Annotated in this window: 13 protein-coding genes and 1 pseudogene; 7 read left to right on the top strand and 7 right to left on the bottom strand. The window is 51.3% G+C overall.

Going from position 1 to position 19,163, the window contains the following annotated elements:
- Positions 1 to 141: 141 nt before the first annotated feature.
- The 5 genes and pseudogenes from fadB to WKR14_RS00050 all read left to right on the top strand — a co-directional run bounded on the left by fadB (position 142) and on the right by WKR14_RS00050 (position 7,824).
- A complete protein-coding gene (gene fadB / locus WKR14_RS00070; RefSeq protein WP_339087176.1) occupies positions 142 to 2,292 on the top strand; it encodes a fatty acid oxidation complex subunit alpha FadB in 2,151 nt (716 codons plus the stop codon).
- Positions 2,293 to 2,313: 21 nt separating this feature from the next.
- Entirely contained in the window at positions 2,314 to 3,477 is a 1,164-nt protein-coding gene (fadA, locus tag WKR14_RS00065) for an acetyl-CoA C-acyltransferase FadA (protein ID WP_044735608.1), read from the top strand.
- A gap of 331 nt (positions 3,478 to 3,808) precedes the next feature.
- Positions 3,809 to 4,054 (top strand): sulfurtransferase TusA, encoded by a 246-nt coding sequence (gene tusA, locus WKR14_RS00060; protein ID WP_101056537.1) that lies wholly within the window; start codon positions 3,809 to 3,811, stop codon positions 4,052 to 4,054.
- A gap of 23 nt (positions 4,055 to 4,077) precedes the next feature.
- A pseudogene (locus WKR14_RS00055) lies at positions 4,078 to 4,547 on the top strand (MOSC domain-containing protein).
- 100 nt (positions 4,548 to 4,647) lie between these two features.
- Positions 4,648 to 7,824, top strand: coding sequence for an amidohydrolase family protein (locus WKR14_RS00050; protein ID WP_339087175.1), 3,177 nt, complete (start codon positions 4,648 to 4,650; stop codon positions 7,822 to 7,824).
- A gap of 52 nt (positions 7,825 to 7,876) precedes the next feature.
- Here the strand turns inward: WKR14_RS00050 and WKR14_RS00045 are convergent, their stop codons facing one another.
- Together WKR14_RS00045 and WKR14_RS00040 are read right to left on the bottom strand one after the other, a co-directional pair.
- Positions 7,877 to 8,122 (bottom strand): hypothetical protein, encoded by a 246-nt coding sequence (locus WKR14_RS00045; RefSeq protein ID WP_165564223.1) that lies wholly within the window; start codon positions 8,120 to 8,122, stop codon positions 7,877 to 7,879.
- Positions 8,123 to 8,225: 103 nt separating this feature from the next.
- A complete protein-coding gene (locus tag WKR14_RS00040) occupies positions 8,226 to 8,789 on the bottom strand; it encodes a DNA-3-methyladenine glycosylase I (protein WP_101056533.1) in 564 nt (187 codons plus the stop codon).
- Positions 8,790 to 8,898: 109 nt separating this feature from the next.
- On the opposite strand from WKR14_RS00040, the gene glyQ reads away from it, so the two are divergent.
- Together glyQ and glyS are read left to right on the top strand one after the other, a co-directional pair.
- Entirely contained in the window at positions 8,899 to 9,804 is a 906-nt protein-coding gene (gene glyQ, locus WKR14_RS00035; protein WP_028780936.1) for a glycine--tRNA ligase subunit alpha, read from the top strand.
- Positions 9,805 to 9,815: 11 nt separating this feature from the next.
- The gene (gene glyS / locus WKR14_RS00030; protein WP_339087174.1) at positions 9,816 to 11,885 is read left to right on the top strand and encodes a glycine--tRNA ligase subunit beta; all 2,070 of its coding nucleotides are present in this window, start codon (positions 9,816 to 9,818) and stop codon (positions 11,883 to 11,885) included.
- A gap of 54 nt (positions 11,886 to 11,939) precedes the next feature.
- Here the strand turns inward: glyS and WKR14_RS00025 are convergent, their stop codons facing one another.
- The 5 genes from WKR14_RS00025 to dnaA form a co-directional block, all read right to left on the bottom strand.
- Positions 11,940 to 12,992 (bottom strand): HDOD domain-containing protein, encoded by a 1,053-nt coding sequence (locus WKR14_RS00025; protein ID WP_229839786.1) that lies wholly within the window; start codon positions 12,990 to 12,992, stop codon positions 11,940 to 11,942.
- 130 nt (positions 12,993 to 13,122) lie between these two features.
- The gene (gene gyrB / locus WKR14_RS00020) at positions 13,123 to 15,540 is read right to left on the bottom strand and encodes a DNA topoisomerase (ATP-hydrolyzing) subunit B (protein ID WP_165564221.1); all 2,418 of its coding nucleotides are present in this window, start codon (positions 15,538 to 15,540) and stop codon (positions 13,123 to 13,125) included.
- Positions 15,541 to 15,556: 16 nt separating this feature from the next.
- Entirely contained in the window at positions 15,557 to 16,639 is a 1,083-nt protein-coding gene (gene recF, locus WKR14_RS00015) for a DNA replication/repair protein RecF (protein WP_101056530.1), read from the bottom strand.
- Positions 16,640 to 16,658: 19 nt separating this feature from the next.
- The gene (gene dnaN / locus WKR14_RS00010) at positions 16,659 to 17,759 is read right to left on the bottom strand and encodes a DNA polymerase III subunit beta (RefSeq protein ID WP_025011717.1); all 1,101 of its coding nucleotides are present in this window, start codon (positions 17,757 to 17,759) and stop codon (positions 16,659 to 16,661) included.
- Between the two features lie 15 nt (positions 17,760 to 17,774).
- Positions 17,775 to 19,163, bottom strand: a complete 1,389-nt coding sequence (gene dnaA, locus WKR14_RS00005) for a chromosomal replication initiator protein DnaA (RefSeq protein WP_039035678.1) — start codon at positions 19,161 to 19,163, stop codon at positions 17,775 to 17,777.

Raw genomic sequence — 19,163 nt, 5'->3', positions numbered from 1 at the left:
AAATTTGCAGCTAACCGGCAAGCAATTAAACGATCGTTTAAATTGGGTGTTGTATTTTTCCTTTTTTCGAAGCACACTGAGCAACAACTGGTCAAATGATGGCCTGAGCTGCCCTACTCCTAAGCAATAAGGATGCAAGCAATGATCTACCAAAATTCGATGATTCAAGTTGAGTTACTCGAGAATAATATCGCCCGCCTTTGCTTCAATGCCGAAGGATCGGTAAACAAATTCGACCGCGCCACCCTGACCTCTCTGGATGAGGCTCTGGACGCCATCAAAGCAGAATCCAGCGTGAAAGCACTGCTGCTGACATCGGCTAAAGCTGCCTTTATAGTCGGCGCCGACATTACTGAGTTCCTCGGGTTGTTCGCTCAGGAAGATGAAGTACTCTTGTCATGGTTGCAGCAAGCCAATGCGGTATTCAACAAGCTGGAAGACATGCCTTTCCCAACCGCTTCTGCCATCAATGGTTTTGCCTTGGGCGGTGGTTGCGAAACCATTTTGGCCACAGACTTCCGCATTGCCGACACCAGTGCCCGAATCGGCCTGCCGGAAACCAAGCTGGGGATCATCCCGGGATTCGGTGGCACAGTGCGTCTGCCCAGAGTGATAGGTGCAGACAATGCACTGGAGTGGATCACCACAGGCAAAGACCAACGCCCGGAAGCCGCTCTCAAAGTTGGCGCAGTAGATGCCGTCGTGGCTCCAGAGCAGCTCCAGGCCGCAGCACTACAGATGCTACAGGACGCGCTGGCTGGCAAACTTGACTGGCAGAGCCGCCGTCAACGTAAACAGTCGCCACTGACACTGCCAAAGCTAGAAGCCATGATGTCGTTCACCACAGCCAAGGGCATGGTTTTTTCCGTTGCCGGCAAGCACTATCCGGCGCCAATGGCGGCGGTTAACGTTGTGGAAAAGGCAGCCGGTCTGGGGCGCGAAGAAGCCTTATTGGTAGAACATCAAGCCTTTATTCAACTGGCCAAGACTGATGTGGCCAAGGCGCTGATCGGCATCTTCCTCAATGACCAACTGGTCAAAGGCAAAGCCAAGAAGGCCGCCAAACAAGCGAAAAACATAGAGCAAGCCGCTGTATTGGGCGCAGGCATTATGGGCGGCGGTATCGCCTACCAAAGTGCCAGCAAAGGTACACCGATTGTGATGAAAGACATAGCGCAGAAGGCGCTGGATCTCGGCCTTAACGAGGCGGCCAAGCTACTGACGGCCCAGGTAGAGCGTGGTCGCTCCACCCCGGCCAAGATGGCCAAAGTGCTCAATAACATCACCCCATCGCTCGATTACAGCGCTGTCAAAGACGCCAATATAGTAGTAGAAGCGGTAGTAGAACATCCCAAGGTTAAGGCGACTGTGCTGGCCGAAGTCGAGCAGCAGCTAGCTGCCGATGCCATCATAGCGTCCAACACCTCAACCATCTCGATTAATCTGCTTGCCAAGAGTCTGAAAGACCCTTCCCGCTTCTGCGGCATGCACTTCTTTAACCCAGTGCACAAGATGCCTCTGGTGGAAGTGATCCGTGGCGAACACAGCTCGGAAGAAACCATCTCCTCTGTAGTGGCCTATACCAGCAAGATGGGTAAGACGCCGATTGTGGTCAACGACTGCCCCGGCTTCTTTGTTAACCGGGTACTCTTCCCCTATTTCGCCGGCTTTAACGGCCTGCTGGCCGATGGTGCAGACTTTATCGCCGTCGACAAGGTGATGGAGAAACAGTTTGGTTGGCCTATGGGCCCGGCTTATCTGCTGGATGTAGTCGGTTTGGATACCGGCCATCACGCCCAGGCCGTCATGGCCGAAGGCTTCCCGGACCGTATGGGCAAAACAGGCAAAGACGCCATAGATATCATGTTTGGTCATGAGCGCCTGGGGCAGAAGAACGGTAGAGGTTTCTACCAGTATTCTGTGGATAAGCGTGGTAAGCCGAAGAAAGACAAGGATCCTGTCAGCTACGAATTACTGCAGGCCGAATACGGTGAACTCAAAGAGTTCAGCAGCGATGAAATCATCGCCCGCACCATGATCCCCATGATTATTGAAACCGTACGCTGCCTGGAAGAAGGCATAGTCGCCACCCCGGCCGAAGCCGACATGGGTCTGGTATATGGTCTTGGCTTCCCACCATTCAGAGGCGGTGTGTTCCGCTATCTGGATACCATGGGCGTTGCCAACTTTGTCGCCCTGGCTGACAAATACGCCCACCTGGGGGGACTCTACCAAGTGACCGATGGCATGCGTGAACTGGCAGCCAACAACGGTTCTTACTATCAGGCCTAATTTGCGGAAAGGATTTTAACCATGAAACAAGCAGTTATCGTAGATTGCATTCGTACACCCATGGGCCGTTCCAAGGCCGGTGTATTTAGAAATGTTCGTGCAGAGACACTCTCTGCCGAGTTGATGAAGGCCCTGCTGGTACGTAATCCCCAGTTGGATCCCGGCACCATAGAAGACGTTATCTGGGGCTGTGTGCAGCAGACTCTGGAGCAAGGTTTCAATATCGCCCGTAATGCCTCTCTGCTCGCGGGTATCCCCAAGCAGGTTGGCGCAGTTACCGTAAACCGTCTCTGTGGCTCCTCCATGGAAGCCATTCACCAAGCAGCCAGGGCCATCATGACAGGCATGGGTGACACCTTCATCATTGGTGGTGTTGAACATATGGGTCATGTTCCCATGAGTCATGGGGTCGACTTCCACCCTGGCCTGGCAACCCGGGTTGCCAAAGCAGCCGGTATGATGGGACTAACGGCGGAAATGCTCGGTCGCATGCACGGTATCAGCCGTGAAATGCAGGATGAGTTTGCCGTTCGCTCGCACAAACGTGCGCATGCAGCCACAGTTGAAGGCCGTTTTGCCAGAGAGATCCAGGCTATCGAAGGCCATGATGCCAATGGTGCCTTGATCAAAATAGATTATGACGAAGTGATCCGCCCTGAAACCAGTATGGAATCACTGGCGGGCCTGCGTCCCGTGTTTGACCCGGCTAACGGCACTGTTACCGCTGGTACCTCTTCGGCCCTGTCCGATGGCGCATCTGCCATGCTGGTGATGGAAGAAGAGAAAGCCAAGGCGCTGGGACTGCCTATCCGAGCTCGTATCAAGTCGATGGCGGTTGCCGGTTGTGACCCATCAATCATGGGCTATGGCCCGGTTCCAGCCACACAAAAGGCACTGACTCGCGCAGGCCTCAGCATAGCGGATATCGATCTGGTTGAGCTGAACGAAGCCTTTGCCGCGCAGTCTCTGCCTTGCGTGAAAGACCTAGGTCTTATGGAGTTGGTCGATGAGAAGGTTAACCTCAACGGTGGAGCCATCGCTTTGGGTCACCCTCTGGGTTGCTCGGGAGCCAGAATCTCTACCACTTTGATCAATCTGATGGAGAGTAAAGACGCGACTTTGGGTCTGGCAACCATGTGTATTGGTCTCGGCCAAGGTATTGCCACTGTATTTGAGCGTGTCTGAGTAAATATCGCCAACACAGAGGGGCATAGAAAAGCTGCCCTTCTCAATGAAAAACCGCTTATTTCTTAAGCGGTTTTTTTATGTAAAAGCTGTTTATCCCCATCACAGAGATACCCCTTTAATTAACCTGATGTCCACAAATACGAGGTTAGCTCTCTGACGATAAAGCGCTTTGATTGAATGAGAAGTAGAACCCCGAGCTGAATAACGAGTAAGACATTGTTCCACGTGGAACAATGCGGTAGAGCACAAAAAATAGCTGCCAACTTGGTTTGACCGCTGCCTTGGAGTAATATTAGCCACTTCTGTTGTTCTCGTTGTAAGAGGTTATATGAGTCAGGTTTTTGCCAGTGCCCAACATCAACTGGATGCTTTAGGTTTGAGGTGTCCGGAGCCTGTCATGATGGTTCGCAAGAAAGTCCGTTATATGGCCGAGGGAGAAACTCTGCTCATTATCGCCGATGATCCGGCTACCACCAGAGATATTCCCAGCTTTTGCCAGTTTATGGACCACACCTTGGTGGCCAGCCAAACGGATAACCTACCTTATCAATATTTGATTAAGAAAGGTCTCTAACCCACTTACCAGGAAGGAACCTAATGATTACCCTGCTCGCTATCGCCCATAAAAAGCAAAGAAACGCCCCAATGGATTTATTACCTTATGCCGAAGTCAGTTTGGCTCAAGGTGTAGAGGGCGACATTTTCGGTAAACCGGGAAAGCGTCAAGTGACACTATTGTCTCAACAACAGTGGCAACAAGCCTGGCTCAATTGCAGACAGAGCTTCCCTGGACGAGCCGCAGAGCCAACTTGCTGCTGGATGGTCTGGAGTTTGCACCTGAGTTGGTGGGGAAATACCTGAAGATTGGTGAGCATCTGGTGCTTGAACTTACCGGAGAAACAGACCCTTGCGGCAAAATGGAGCGAGCACACCCAGGGTTGGAAGCAGCATTAATGCCTGCTTGGCGTGGTGGCTGTACCGCCAAAGTGATCAATCCGGGAAAAATCAGACCTCAGGACCCGGTCCAGATACTCGATAGTTGGCCAAATCGCAACTTAGACTTATAAAAAACAGAAAACCAATTGATACAGTATTGAGGTTTTACTGTTAACAAATTTGTGAGATAACAGACAGTCGGTAACCGATAACTAAAATAAGGCCGCTGTCATGTTGAGACCTAAACTAACCCCTCTGTACACAGCTGTTTCATTGCTCTTTTCAGCTTCGGCATTCAGTGACGATCAAGCCCCCAAGTGGGATGTCAATGCCCCGCTGAATGCTCCTCTTGAACAAGCCAAAATTCAGGTATCTGAAGGTACCTGGATGAATCTGAGCCTGAGCCCGGATGGCAAATATCTGGTTTTTGATCTGCTGGGTGACATCTACAGAATTTCCGCTCAGGGCGGCGAAGCCAAACCTCTGGCACAAGGCATAGCCTGGCAGATGCAACCCGTCTACAGCCCTGATGGCAAATACATTGCCTTTACGTCGGATCAAGATGGCGGCGACAACATCTGGGTAATGAATGCTGACGGCAGTAATCCGCGTCCGGTAACCAATGAAACATTCCGCCTGCTCAACAGCCCGGCCTGGAGCCCAGACTCCCAATATCTGGTGGCGCGAAAGCACTTCACAGCCAGCCGCAGTCTAGGTGCCGGTGAAGTCTGGCTTTATCATATTGCCGGTGGCGAAGGAGTTAAACTCACCGAGCGGCCAAATGATCAGAAAGACCTGGGTGAACCCGCCTATTCCCCTGACGGCCGATATATCTATTTCAGCCAAGATGCCACCCCGGGTAAAACCTTCCACTACTCCAAAGACTCGGTCAAAGGCATATACAAGATAAAACGCTACGATACCCAAACCGGGAATATCGAAGTGCTTGTCGAGGGCACTGGTGGCGCCATCAGGCCGACCCCGAGCCCGGATGGTAAACAGTTGGCCTACATCAAACGCGACGGTTTTCAGTCAACCTTATACCTGTTGGATCTGGCTTCCGGTAAAGAGCAAAAGCTCTATGGCGACCTTGACAGAGACATGCAGGAAACCTGGGCGATACACGGTGTTTATCCCACTATGGCCTGGAGCCCAGATAGTGCAGAGATCTATTTCTGGGCAAAAGGCAAAATCCACAAGCTCGAACTGGCTTCCAAGCAAGCGGCAGAGATCCCATTCAATGTCACCACAGAGCTTGCTGTGCAGCCGGCGGTGCGCTTTAAGCAGGATATAGATCAGCAGCAACTGGATGTCAAAATGCTGCGCATGGCTCAGGTGTCGCCAGATGGAACCAAAGTCATCTACGAAGCTCTGGGAAAAATCTGGGTAAAGCAACTGCCGGACGGCAAACCGAAACGCCTGACCCGTTTGGATGAACAGTTGGAAGAGTTATTCCCTCAATGGTCCCGTAACGGTAAGCGAGTGGTGTTTACCACATGGAATGATCAGCAACAAGGCAGCGTTAGAACCATCAGTGCCCGAGGAGGAAAAACCACAACACTTACCCAAGAGCCGGGGAAATATATCGAGCCCACCTTCTCTCCCGATGGCAAACAAGTTGTGTTTCGTAAAATTGCCGGTGGCTATATTACCCCCAAAACTTGGAGTCAGGATCCCGGGCTCTACCTGGTTGACAGCAATGGTAAAGGACTAAAGAAACTCTCAGCTCAGGGCTTCCAACCACAGTTTGGTGCCGACAACGACAGAGTCTACTTTATGGAGAATGGTGAAACGCCGCAGCTAGCCTCTATATCGCTTAGTGGTTTCGATAAGCGGGTACACTACACCAGCAAACACGCCACAGAATTCAGGGTATCTCCCGATGGTAAGCAACTCGCATTTGCCGAACGTTTCCGTGTTTGGGTCACCCCATTCGCCAAGCATGGTGAAACCGTTGATATCGGGCCTAAGGCGACTAATTTACCAGTAACACAGCTCAGTACCCGCGCCGGTGAGAGTATCAGTTGGGGCGCCAACAGCGATCAACTCTATTGGACCCTTGGCCCAGAACTCTATCAAGTGAGCCTGAATAACGACTATCGAGAGAAGAATGCTAAGAACAAGGTCCAAGTTACTGAGATTGGTTTTCAGACAGAGATGGATGTTCCACGTGGAACAATCGCTTTCGTCGGCGGTAAGATCATCACAATGGAGAATGATAGGGTCATAGATAAGGGTGTGGTGTTGGTGAAAGATAACCATATCCAAGCCGTGGGTGAAGCCGACATGGAAATTCCGGATGATGCCATGCTAGTGGATATCTCAGGTAAGACACTGATGCCGGGTCTGTTTGACGCCCATGCCCATGGCGCTCAAGGTGAAAGCGAAATCATCCCCCAGCAGAACTGGCAGTTATATGCCGGCTTGGCCTTGGGGGTTACCAGCATCCATGATCCCTCCAATGACACTACCGAAATTTTTGCTGCCAGCGAGCAACAAAAAGCCGGAAAGATTGTTGGCCCGCGAATCTTCTCAACCGGCACCATACTCTATGGTGCCAACTTACCTGGCTACACCAGCCACATAGACTCATTGGATGATGCCAAATTCCACCTCGAACGACTTAAAAAAGTCGGTGCTTTCAGCGTCAAGAGCTATAACCAACCCAGACGCAATCAGCGTCAACAAGTCATAGCCGCAGCCAGAGAACTGGAGATGATGGTGGTTCCAGAAGGAGGAAGCCTGCTGCAACATAATCTCACCATGATTGCCGATGGTCACACCACAGTGGAACACTCCCTGCCGGCAGCAGCAATCTACAACGATATTAAGCAGTTCTGGAGCCAAACCCAAGTGGGTTACACCCCCACGCTGGTGGTGGCCTATGGCGGCATTTCGGGTGAAAACTATTGGTACGACAAGACTGATGTCTGGGCTCATCCACGATTGTCAAAATATGTTCCAGCCGATCTGTTGCGGGCTCGCTCCATGAGAAGGCCTACCGCACCGGATGAACATTACAACCACTTCAATGTGGCCAGAGTCGCCAATGAGGTGAATCAATTGGGGATTCATCCCAACATTGGTGCCCATGGTCAGCGCGAAGGCTTGGCTGCTCATTGGGAGATGTGGATGTTTGCCCAGGGCGGTATGAGCAATATGGAAGTGCTGAAGACAGCAACGCTTTATCCCGCCAAGACCTTCGCTATGGACCATCAGCTTGGTTCGATAACGCCGGGCAAATTAGCCGACCTTATTGTTATCGACGGTAACCCACTGGAGGATATTAGGGTCACAGACAGGGTCACTCATACTATGGTCAATGGTAAACTCTATGATGCCGAAACCATGAATCAACTCAATGGTGATAGGAAGCAGCGCCAGCCCTTCTTCTTTGAAGATATTTAAAAAAGATTAAGCCCGACGTAAAACGGAAGGATGTTCCACGTGGAACATCCTTTTATTTTATAAGCAGTAGCAATACCAAAGATAACAATAGGTAGCTAACAAGCGCCGGCAACAGGAAGCGGATGAGTGTAGGCATGATGGCTTGTTTGCCAAAGCTGAGTCGCAGTAAAGTATCACCCACCCGAACGGCCCACAAGTTCACCAGCGCCAGAGTTGGCAATGTAAATAGCGCTCCAATAAACACACTAACACCATCACTAAGCGTCAATAAACGACCCAAAGCAAATGCGATAAACATCCAGAATAGCATGCACAATGGCAGATAGATTATCGTCGCAAAGGGCCCAGGCCCCGGACCAGAACTAAACAGTAGCAGCAAAAAACGGCGACGCCGGGAAAACTTAATCATGGGGATAACAACAGCAATCCAACAGATGATCGTTGACCATGCCTACAGCCTGCATAAAGGCATAGCAAATCGTCGGGCCACAGAAGTTAAACCCCAGTTTTTTCAGCGCCTTGGACATAGCCTCTGACTCGGTTGTCTGAGCCGGAACCTGAGTCAGGGTTTCAAAGCGATTCACTTTGGGTACCCCGCCGACAAAACCCCAAAGAAATTCTGAAAAATCATTGCCTTGTTCCACAAATGCCAGATATGCCTTGGCGTTTCGAACTATGGAATTCACCTTGGCTCGATTGCGTACTATCCCTGGGTCTTGTAGCAATTCCTCTATCTTGGCTTGGTCGAACCCGGCAATAACTTGGGGATCAAACCCGGCAAAGGCGCGTTCATAGTTGGCCTGCTTTTTGAGAATGGTCAGCCAAGATAAACCAGCCTGCTGACCATCGAGACAGAGCTTGGCAAACAGTTCCTTGGCATCATAAACCGGCCTTCCCCATACCTTGTCGTGATATTCCTGATAGAGAGGATCATCGGTCACCCAGCCACAACGAACTATATCCATTACTCAAAATCCCTTAAATCGTTAAATCCGATAAAAAATAACCTACATAAGCCTATATCGACAAGGTATAATCGAAACCATTTTCTATTAATAGCTGACAGCAGTAGATATGACGACGAAACACGACGTGAAGACATTCCAGGGTTTTATCTTAACCCTGCAAGAATACTGGGCGCAGCAAGGTTGCGCCATAGTTCAACCCCTGGACATGGAGGTCGGTGCCGGCACCTTCCATCCGCAAACCTTTTTGCGTTCATTGGGCCCTGAGCCGATGAGCAGCGCGTATGTCCAACCATCGCGCCGCCCTACCGACGGCCGCTATGGCGAAAACCCCAACCGTCTTCAGCACTACTATCAGTTTCAGGTCGTATTGAAACCTTCACCGGATAATATTCAGGAGCTGTACCTGGGCTCACTGCAGGCCCTGGGTGTGGACCCCAGTATCCATGATATCCGTTTCGTTGAAGACAACTGGGAATCACCTACCCTGGGTGCCTGGGGCCTGGGCTGGGAAGTTTGGCTCAACGGTATGGAAGTCAGCCAGTTCACCTATTTCCAACAGGTTGGTGGCCTAGAGTGTAGCCCGGTAACCGGCGAAATCACCTATGGTCTAGAACGTCTTGCCATGTATATTCAGGGCGTAGACAGCGTCTATGATCTGGTTTGGACCGACGGCCCAATGGGAAGGATCACCTATGGTGACGTGTTCCACCAAAACGAAGTGGAGCAGTCGACCTACAACTTTGAACATGCCGATGTCGACTTCCTTTTCGGTCTGTTCGATCAGTGCGAAAAAACCTGTCAGCACCTGCTTTCACTGGAAAAACCTCTGCCTCTGCCCGCTTATGAGCAAGTGATGAAGGCCTCACACGCCTTCAACCTGCTCGATGCCCGTCACGCCATCTCTGTGACCGAGCGTCAGCGTTATATCCTGCGGGTGCGCACCATGGCCAAGGCGGTAGCCGAAGCTTATTACCAGGCGCGTGAAGCCCTGGGCTTCCCAATGTGCAAGTGAGGTAGAAACTAATGAATTTTGACAACTTACTCATAGAGATAGGTACCGAAGAGCTGCCACCAAAAGCCCTGCGCACTCTGGCAGAGTCTTTTGTAAACAACTTCTGCGAAGAGCTGGACAAGGCCGAACTCAGCTATAGCAAGGCACACTGGTATGCCGCGCCGCGCCGTTTGGCGCTCTACGTAGAGCAACTGGCCCTGGCACAACAGGATAAAGTGGTTGAAAAAAGAGGCCCAGCGGTCAGTTCAGCCTTTGATGCCGACGGCAAGCCAACCAAGGCCGCCGAAGGCTGGGCCCGCGGCAATGGTATCAGCGTTGCCGAAGCCGAGCGTCTGGTGACAGACAAGGGGGAATGGCTGCTGCACCGCGCCAAGGTTGAAGGTGTGACCACTGAAAGCCTGATCCCGACCATGGCACAGCGCGCCCTGGACAAGCTGCCTATCCCCAAGCCTATGCGCTGGGGCAGCAACAAGACTCAATTTATCCGCCCCGTGCACACAGTTACCATCTTGTTGGGTGACAAGCTGGTTGCCGGTGAGCTGCTGGGTATCACCTCGGCGCGTACCGTTCGTGGTCACCGCTTTATGGGTGAAGCCAGCTTCGAGCTGGATCATGCCGACAACTACCTCAGCAGCTTGAAAGAGCGCGGCAAGGTGATTGCCGACTATCAGGCCAGAATGGATATCATCAAGACAGACGCCGAAAAAGCCGCTGCCGAGTTGGGGGGCCGTGCCGATATCGCCGACGAACTGCTTGAAGAAGTCGCCTCCTTAGTTGAGTGGCCAGTGGTACTGACAGCGGCTTTTGAAGAGAAGTATTTGCAGGTGCCTGCCGAGGCCCTGGTCTACACAATGAAAGGCGATCAGAAATACTTCCCGGTATTTGATGGCAACAATAAGCTGATGCCCAACTTCATCTTTGTGACCAATATTGAGTCCAAAGATCCGGCGCAAATCATTGCCGGGAATGAGAAAGTTGTCCGCCCTCGCCTGGCCGATGCCGAATTCTTCTTTAACACAGATAAAAAGCAATCACTCGAGTCCCGCATTGCCAGCCTGGAAACCGTGGTATTCCAGAAACAATTGGGCACCCTTAAAGACAGAGTGGAGCGCATCTCCTGTGTGGCCGAAGCCATTGCGGCCAAAATCGATGCCAACCAAGCCGATGCCAAGCGTGCCGGTCTGTTGTCCAAGGCCGATTTGATGACCAATATGGTCATGGAATTTACCGACACCCAAGGCACCATGGGCATGCATTACGCGCGCCTCGAAGGGGAAACCGAAGCGGTTGCCCTGGCACTGGAAGAACAGTACAAGCCCAAGTTCTCCGGTGATACTGTGCCTACAGCGCCGGTATCCTGCGCCGTTGCACTGGCAGAAAAGCTGGATACCCTGAGCGGGATATTCGGTATCGGCCAGGCACCTAAAGGCGCTGCCGACCCCTTTGCCCTGCGCCGCGCGGCCATAGGTGTACTGAGGATCATTGTTGAGAACAAACTGCCACTGGATCTGGTCGAGCTGATTGCCAGCGCCATCAAGGCCCACGGCAGCAACCTCAGCAATCAGAACTGCGCCGAAGAGGTGCTGGAATTCCTGATGGGCCGTTTCCGCGCCTGGTATCAGGATAAAGGCATCAGTACCGATGTCATTCTGGCGGTTCTGGCCCGTCGTCCGACTCGTCCGGCCGACTTTGACAGCCGTATCCAGGCCGTCAGCCATTTCCGCAGCTTGGAACAGGCCGCCTCTCTGGCCGCAGCCAACAAGCGGGTTTCCAATATTCTCGCCAAGGTTGAAGGTGAGTTGCCAAGCGAAGTCGATACAGCCCTGCTGCAGGAAGATGCCGAGAAGGCCCTGAATCAAGTTCTGAGCTCACTTCAGCCACAACTTGAGCCCTTGTTTGCCAAAGGGGAATATCAACAGGGATTGACCCTGTTATCGACGCTGAAAGAGCCGGTAGATACCTTCTTTGAAGATGTGATGGTAATGGCCGACGATGAGGCGCTGCGCCGCAATCGTCTGGCACTGCTGAACCAGCTGCGAAATCAGTTCCTGCGGGTGGCCGATATATCACTGTTGCAGTGATGGCAGTTGCAGTGATGCCAAACAGCTAAAAAACGCGCCGAAAGGCGCGTTTTTTCATTTTATTTCAAGCAGTTTCTGATGCCACTGTTCAAACATTTCCCGGCTGATATTGGCTTCTTTCAACAAGGCGTCCAGCAATTCCGGGGGCAACTTATCCTCTTGCACCAGCATAGAACATTCACTGAGCAGATTGGCTTGCCAAATCAGCTGGCTTAAACGATTTTCCGGCTTGGCACCGACATTGGCCAAAGGTTGCAATACAGTCTCAAATGCCTTGGGCAACTGCCAGCAGCTCACCAGTAGACTGCTCAATGACAAGGAGCGCGCCGTCATCACCTGACGAAACAGCCAGGACTTGGGCTGCTCGCCAGGCTCGACTTGAATAAATGCATCGAGCAACAGCTTGAAGATGGCTATCTTGCCGACATCGTGCAGCAGGCCCACCATAAAAGCAGTATCCGGTTCTTCGGTTTCCAGTTCTCCCGCCAGGAAAGCCACCTGCAGTGAATGGCGCCACAAATGGGCTCCAAAGCGGCGAAAGTAGATGGGTTTGATATCTATCATCTCTTTCATCATGCAGGTAGTCACTATCCGTCTCAGTCTGTTGCTACCCAATTGAACCAGAGCCTGCTGAAGACTGGTTATCTGCCGCTCGCTGCGGCGAAATGCCGCCGAGTTACAGATGCGGATAACCTCGGCACTCAACACGGGATCTTGCTGAATAAGCGCGACTATATCCTGATTATCAAATTCAGGATCGCTGAGTTTGTTGTCCAGCTCCAGTATTCGGCCAGGGATCTGCAGTACAGAATCGGCTATCTGCTGCGGTGAGGCCAGAGCCTGCTCAATGTCGCTCATGACCCGCTTTTCGAGTTTATTGGCAACACCACCGTTATTTTGGCTGCTGACGGAGAACAGTAAACTGTAAAACAGAGCCGTAGCATCGACGGCGGCCACCAGCTCATCGCTCTCGGCGGTGATCTCCCGCGAGCGACTCAAGATTTGCTGCTCATACTGAATATTGGGCGGTGCTTCGTTGAAGCTTTTCGGTCGCTCTACTTCAACGTTTTCCCTGAGATTAAACAGTTTCCTGAAGAGTCCTATCAATTGATTTCCTGCGCAATTATTTTACCCAAGATGGTTCAGTATAATCACTATTTAACAAAGTAAACGCGGCGAACATCCAATAAAAAAGGAAGGCCAGAAGCCTTCCTTTTAAAAACAATAAGCAGTTTGATTAAACGTCGAGGTTAGCCACGTTGAGGGCGTTGGCCTCAATAAAGTCGCGTCTTGGCTCAACCTGATCGCCCATCAGAGTGGTAAACAGCTGATCGGCCGCAATCGCATCTTCAATGGTGACTTGCAACATGCGGCGGCTCTCGGGATCCATGGTGGTTTCCCATAGCTGTTCGGGGTTCATTTCACCCAGTCCTTTATAGCGCTGGATATAGAGACCGCGCTTGGACTCGGCTATCAGCCAGTCAAGTGCTTCAACAAAACTGCTGACCTCTTTGACCCGCTCACCACGTTTAACATAGCCACCATCTTCAATTAGATCACAGATCTGCTCACCGAGCTTGGCAATGCGCTCATAATCGCTGGAATGGAAAAAGTCATAACCAAACAGATAATGGGTATCTATACCGTGTTTGCGCACAATGAGCTGCGGTAGATACACCTTACGCTCAGGATCCAGCACTGTTTCCATCTTGTAGATAACGCCGCCGTTCTCTTCATCTTCGAGATCCTGCAGCAGGCCTTTGCACCAAGTGGTCATAGCGGCTTCGTCTGCCAACATTTCGGCGGTCACCCGCGGACGATACAGCATGCGGTTGGTCACATTGGTTGGATAACGTTTTTCCAAGCGCTCAATGATAGCTTCCACTTCACGATATTGGTAAACCAGACGCTCCAGACCTTCACCAGACATGGCCGGTGCATCCTTGGATGGATAGATGCTGCCGCCATCAAGAGCCTGAGTGGTCAAGTATTCAGTCAATGCAGGTTCATCTTTCAGATACTGCTCCTGCTTGCCTTTCTTCACTTTGAACAAAGGAGGCTGAGCAATATAAACAAAGCCACGTTCAATCAGCTCTGGCATCTGACGGAAGAAGAAGGTCAACAGCAGCGTACGGATGTGCGAGCCGTCGACGTCAGCATCTGTCATGATGATGATGTAGTGATAACGGGTCTTGTCCGGATCATATTCATCGCGGCCGATACCACAGCCTAGGGCGGTGATAAGAGTCGCCACTTCCTGAGAAGACAGCATTTTGTCGAAGCGAGCCTTCTCTACGTTAAGAATTTTACCCTTGAGTGGCAAAATAGCCTGGTTCTTTCTGTTCCGGCCCTGTTTGGCACTACCGCCGGCCGAATCACCCTCCACTATGTAGATTTCAGAAAGACCTGGGTCTTTTTCCTGACAGTCTGCCAATTTACCCGGCAAACCACCCAAATCCAGGGCTCCTTTACGACGGGTCATCTCGCGGGCTTTTCGGGCCGCTTCACGGGCGCGGGCAGCGTCGATAATCTTGCCAACAATCATCTTGGCATCAGCTGGGTTTTCCAGCAGATAGTCATTCAGCTTCTCACCCATGGTCTGTTCCACGGCACCTTTGACCTCACTGGAAACCAGCTTGTCTTTGGTCTGGGAGCTGAATTTGGGATCTGGAACCTTCACAGAAACCACCGCAGTAAGGCCTTCACGGGCGTCATCACCCGTGGCGTTGGTCTTGCCCTTCTTGTTGAAGCCTTCCTTCTCCATGTAGTTGTTCAGGTTACGGGTCAATGCCGCCCGGAAACCTGCCAAGTGAGTACCACCATCACGCTGGGGAATATTATTGGTAAAACAGAAAATGCTTTCCTGAAAACCGTCGTTCCACTGCATAGCCACTTCAACAGTGATGCCATCTTCCCGCTCTTGAGAAAAGTGGAAAACATCCTTATTCACCGGGGTCTTATTACGGTTCAGGTACTCTACGAAGGCCTTGATACCGCCTTCATAATGGAATAATTCATCTTTATTATCGCGCTCGTCAACCAGACGGATACCCACGCCTGAGTTCAAGAATGACAGCTCGCGAATACGTTTGGCCAGCAGCTCATAATGAAACTCGGTATCAGTAAAGGTTTCATGGCTGGGCCAGAAACGAATTTCAGTACCAGTCTTGGTCGCTTCACCGATTTCCTTGATAGGCTCTTGCGGCTCACCATGTTTGTAAAACTGCTCATAAACCTTACCATCGCGGCGAATGGTCAGTTGCAGTTTTTCCGACAGAGCGTTAACCACGGATACACCCACACCGTGCAAACCACCGGAAACTTTATAGGAGTTGTCATCGAACTTACCGCCGGCGTGCAGTACTGTCATAATAACCTGAGCCGCCGAAACTCCTTCTTCAGGGTGAATGGCAACCGGAATACCACGACCATCATCTTTTACAGAGACAGAACCATCAACATGAATGGTGATCACTATGTCACTGCAATGACCCGCCAAAGCTTCATCGATAGAGTTATCGACGACTTCGAATACCATGTGATGCAGACCCGTGCCATCGTCGGTATCACCAATATACATCCCAGGTCTTTTACGTACCGCATCAAGGCCCTTAAGGACCTTAATACTCGAAGAATCGTAACTGTTCTCTGACATATTATTCTCTCATCGGTTATTCAATGACCGTTACCCGCCCCTGTTCCACCTGAAAAATTCGGCTGGGGGGCGTGCTTAATGAATCTGATATTGCCGCCGGGTCAATCGCAGTGACAAACACTTGCGCCCCGGTTTCGCTCAACTGCCGCAGCAATAACTTCCTGTGTTTCGCATCCAGCTCTGACGGCAGATCGTCGACCAGATAGATACTATTCTTATCTATTTGTTGTTTAAGCAACTTTCCCTGTGCTATTCGTAATGCACACACCAACAACTTCAGTTGACCACGAGACAAAGCATCCTGAGCGGGCAGATTACCCACTCTGAGTCTCAAGTCAGCTTTATGGGGGCCACTGACTGTGTGCCCCATGGATAGATCCCGGGAATAAGACGCCTGCAACAGGGCCGCAAACTCAGTTTTACTATCCCAACCACGGGTAAAAGAAACCTTGATATCAACCTGTGGTAGAAACTCCCCGATTATACCCTTAAGTAGTTCATTTAACGAGTCTACATATGCCTTTCGTATCTCGGTGACCAACTCGGTGTAACGGACAAAATCCCGGTCCCAGAATGCGATTTGCTGATAGGCAGCACCATCCTTAAGTAACTGATTACGCTGTTTAAGAATTCGTCTGACATTAACCCAAGCCTGATAAAACTGCGGATCGCAATGAAACGCACCCCAGTCGATAAACTGGCGCCTGGCCTTGGGGCCTTCAAACAACAGTGAAAAGCTCTCTGGGGTTATTACCTGAATAGGCAGGGTGTCGGCCAGCACAGACAGGCGCTTTATCTTCTCGCCATCCATTCTGACTTCGGTCTCGCCACTGCGAAATCGTCGCAGTCCCAACTTACTGTCACCGGATGGCAGGCTCAAATTGGCAAACAGGGTCAACTGGTCCTGCTGATTATTGATCACCCTCTGAGACAGATGACTGCGAAACGAGCGCCCCATCCCCAGAAAGTAAATCGCTTCCAGGACACTGGTTTTGCCACTGCCATTTTGGCCGTAAATAAGATTCAGCCCAGTGCCGGGGAGCAGTTGGGCTGAATCGATATTACGAAAAGCTTGGATATTGAGACGAGTTAGACTCATTTATGGCCCAAAGTCGCCCCTAGAGGCGCATCGGCATCACCACGTACATGGAGTCTTCCTCGACGTGGTTTTCAATCAAGGCGCTGGAGTTACCATCACTGAGGGTAATCCTGACTTCATCGGCCTTGAGGCCATTGAGCACATCCAGCAGATAAGAGACGTTGAAGCCGATTTCGAGCGGCTGACCGGCATAATCCACATCGATGATCTCTTCGGCTTCTTCCTGTTCCGGGTTGTTGGCGGTGATCTTGAGCAGCGCATTTTCCAGCTGCACCCTGACACCACGGAACTTCTCATTGGACAAGATAGATGCCCGCAATAGCGCTTGTTTAAGCTGATTGCGACTGGCCAGCACTATCTTGTCGCCGCCTTTGGGCAATACCCGGCGATAATCCGGGAAGCGACCATCCACCAACTTACTGGTGAACACGGCGCTGGCTGTGGTAGCACGAATGGCGTTATCACCAATGGCAATATGGATATCCTGATCTTCACTGTCCAGCAGGCGAGCCAGCTCCATCACCCCTTTACGAGGCACGATCACCTGATTTTCCGGCAAAGAGGCTGCTATCTCTCTGTGACTCAGAGCCAAGCGGTGGCCGTCTGTTGCAATGGCACGCAGTACATTACCCTCGGTTTCCAGCAGCAAACCGTTGAGATAGTAACGCACATCCTGGTTGGCCATGGAAAACTGAGTGGCATCTATCAGTGACTTGAGTGTGCCCTGCTTGAGGTTAAATTCGATGGCAGGCTGGAAACTCTCGACATTGGGGTATTCTTCCGCCGGTAGCGTCGCCAACGAGAAACGGCTGCGACCGCTGCGGAGCAGCCACTTGTTTTCCTGCTGTTCGATTTTGATTTCGCTCTGCTCAGGCAGTGACTTGACGATATCGAGCAGTTTCTTGGCCGGCACTGTGGTGCGCCCTTCCTGCACTTCGCCACTGACCTCAGCACTGCCAACCAGTTCCACCTCAAGATCTGTACCCGTCATCTTGAGTGAGTGATTACTTACTTCCACCAGGAGGTTTGCCAGAATGGGCAAGTTATGGCGTCTTTCCACCGCGCCACTGACCAACTGGAGCGGCTTTAATAGGGCATCCCTATCGATCGAAAATTTCATGGTCCTGTTCCCTGATTAAGAAGATAAGGTTCTAATCAAGTTGGCATAATCTTCTTTAATGTCGTGACTCTCTTCCCGCAGCTGCGCAATCTTGCGGCAGGCATGCAACACAGTTGTATGGTCACGACCACCAAAGGCATCACCTATCTCAGGCAAGCTCTGATTGGTTAATTCTTTAGATAACGCCATGGCCATCTGCCTCGGTCTCGCCACACTGCGGGAACGGCGCTTGGACAGCATATCGGCCATCTTGATCTTGTAATATTCAGCCACTGTTTTCTGAATGTTGTCTATAGTGACTAATTTTTCCTGCAGAGCCAAGAGGTCACGCAAGGCTTCGCGCACAAAATCAATGGTTATTGGCCGACCGGTAAAGTTGGCATTGGCGATAACCCGGTTCAATGCCCCTTCCAATTCACGCACGTTGGAGCGTAAGCGCTTGGCAATGAAAAAGGCCACTTCATCCGGCAAGTTGATCCCACTCTCCTGCGCCTTGCGCATCAAAATGGCGACCCGGGTTTCCAGCTCAGGCGGCTCGATGGCCACGGTAAGACCCCAGCCAAAGCGCGACTTGAGCCGATCTTCCACACCATCGATCTCTTTCGGATACCGATCCGATGTCAAAATGATCTGGTGATTGCCCTCAAGCAAAGCATTAAAGGTATGGAAAAACTCTTCCTGAGATCTGTCTTTATTGGCAAAAAACTGAATGTCATCGATAAACAGGGCGTCTACGCTACGGTAGTAACGCTTGAAGTCTTCAATGGCATTATTTTGCAGCGCCTTGACCATGTCCTGCACAAAACGCTCTGAGTGCATATAGACCACTTTGGCGTTGGGATTATTCTTGATAATGCCGTTGCCTACGGCGTGCAGCAGGTGAGTCTTACCCAGGCCGGTGCCGCCATACAAAAACAGCGGGTTATAGGCGCCACCCGGGTTTTCTGCCACCTGCAATGCGGCCGCCTTACCCAGTTGGTTGGACTTACCTTCAACAAAGTTATCGAACTGATAAGTAGGATTAATATTGCTGCGATAGCTGTGGTTTACAGCCGGCTCGGCAGCAGTATTAAAAGTAGCACCTTTGCCGGCTGCGCTCTTGGGTGCGCTGACAGAGGCCTTGGTCGCTGTTGGGGCCTGTACCTGAGGCTTGGCCGACGGACGACTACCTATGTCAAACCTGAGTTTGGGTGCATCATTGCCCAAATGCTCAGTAAAAAACTGATTGATAATGTTGAGATATTTATCTCTAACCCAATCAAGCACGAACCGGTTTGGCGCATAAAGCACCAGGGTATCCCCATCCATTTCGGCTTGTAACGGTCTGATCCACATACTGAATTGTTGAGCAGAAAGCTCATCTTGCAGTCGTCCGATACATTGCTGCCAAAGTGAAACCGCCAC

The organism is Shewanella chilikensis, assembly GCF_037953065.1.
Taxonomy (GTDB): Bacteria; Pseudomonadota; Gammaproteobacteria; order Enterobacterales; family Shewanellaceae; genus Shewanella; species Shewanella chilikensis.
Note: the sequence above shows the minus strand (reverse complement) of the source record. Positions and strands in the feature narration are given on the sequence as shown.

Coding starts and splice junctions, on each gene's coding strand:
- glyS (WP_339087174.1), top strand. CDS start 9,816: ATGAATTTTGACAACTTACTCATAGAGATAGGTACCGAAGAGCTGCCA.
- WKR14_RS00045 (WP_165564223.1), bottom strand. CDS start 8,122: ATGTTTATCGCATTTGCTTTGGGTCGTTTATTGACGCTTAGTGATGGT.
- fadB (WP_339087176.1), top strand. CDS start 142: ATGATCTACCAAAATTCGATGATTCAAGTTGAGTTACTCGAGAATAAT.
- gyrB (WP_165564221.1), bottom strand. CDS start 15,540: ATGTCAGAGAACAGTTACGATTCTTCGAGTATTAAGGTCCTTAAGGGC.
- fadA (WP_044735608.1), top strand. CDS start 2,314: ATGAAACAAGCAGTTATCGTAGATTGCATTCGTACACCCATGGGCCGT.
- recF (WP_101056530.1), bottom strand. CDS start 16,639: ATGAGTCTAACTCGTCTCAATATCCAAGCTTTTCGTAATATCGATTCA.
- glyQ (WP_028780936.1), top strand. CDS start 8,899: ATGACGACGAAACACGACGTGAAGACATTCCAGGGTTTTATCTTAACC.
- tusA (WP_101056537.1), top strand. CDS start 3,809: ATGAGTCAGGTTTTTGCCAGTGCCCAACATCAACTGGATGCTTTAGGT.
- dnaN (WP_025011717.1), bottom strand. CDS start 17,759: ATGAAATTTTCGATCGATAGGGATGCCCTATTAAAGCCGCTCCAGTTG.
- WKR14_RS00040 (WP_101056533.1), bottom strand. CDS start 8,789: ATGGATATAGTTCGTTGTGGCTGGGTGACCGATGATCCTCTCTATCAG.
- WKR14_RS00050 (WP_339087175.1), top strand. CDS start 4,648: ATGTTGAGACCTAAACTAACCCCTCTGTACACAGCTGTTTCATTGCTC.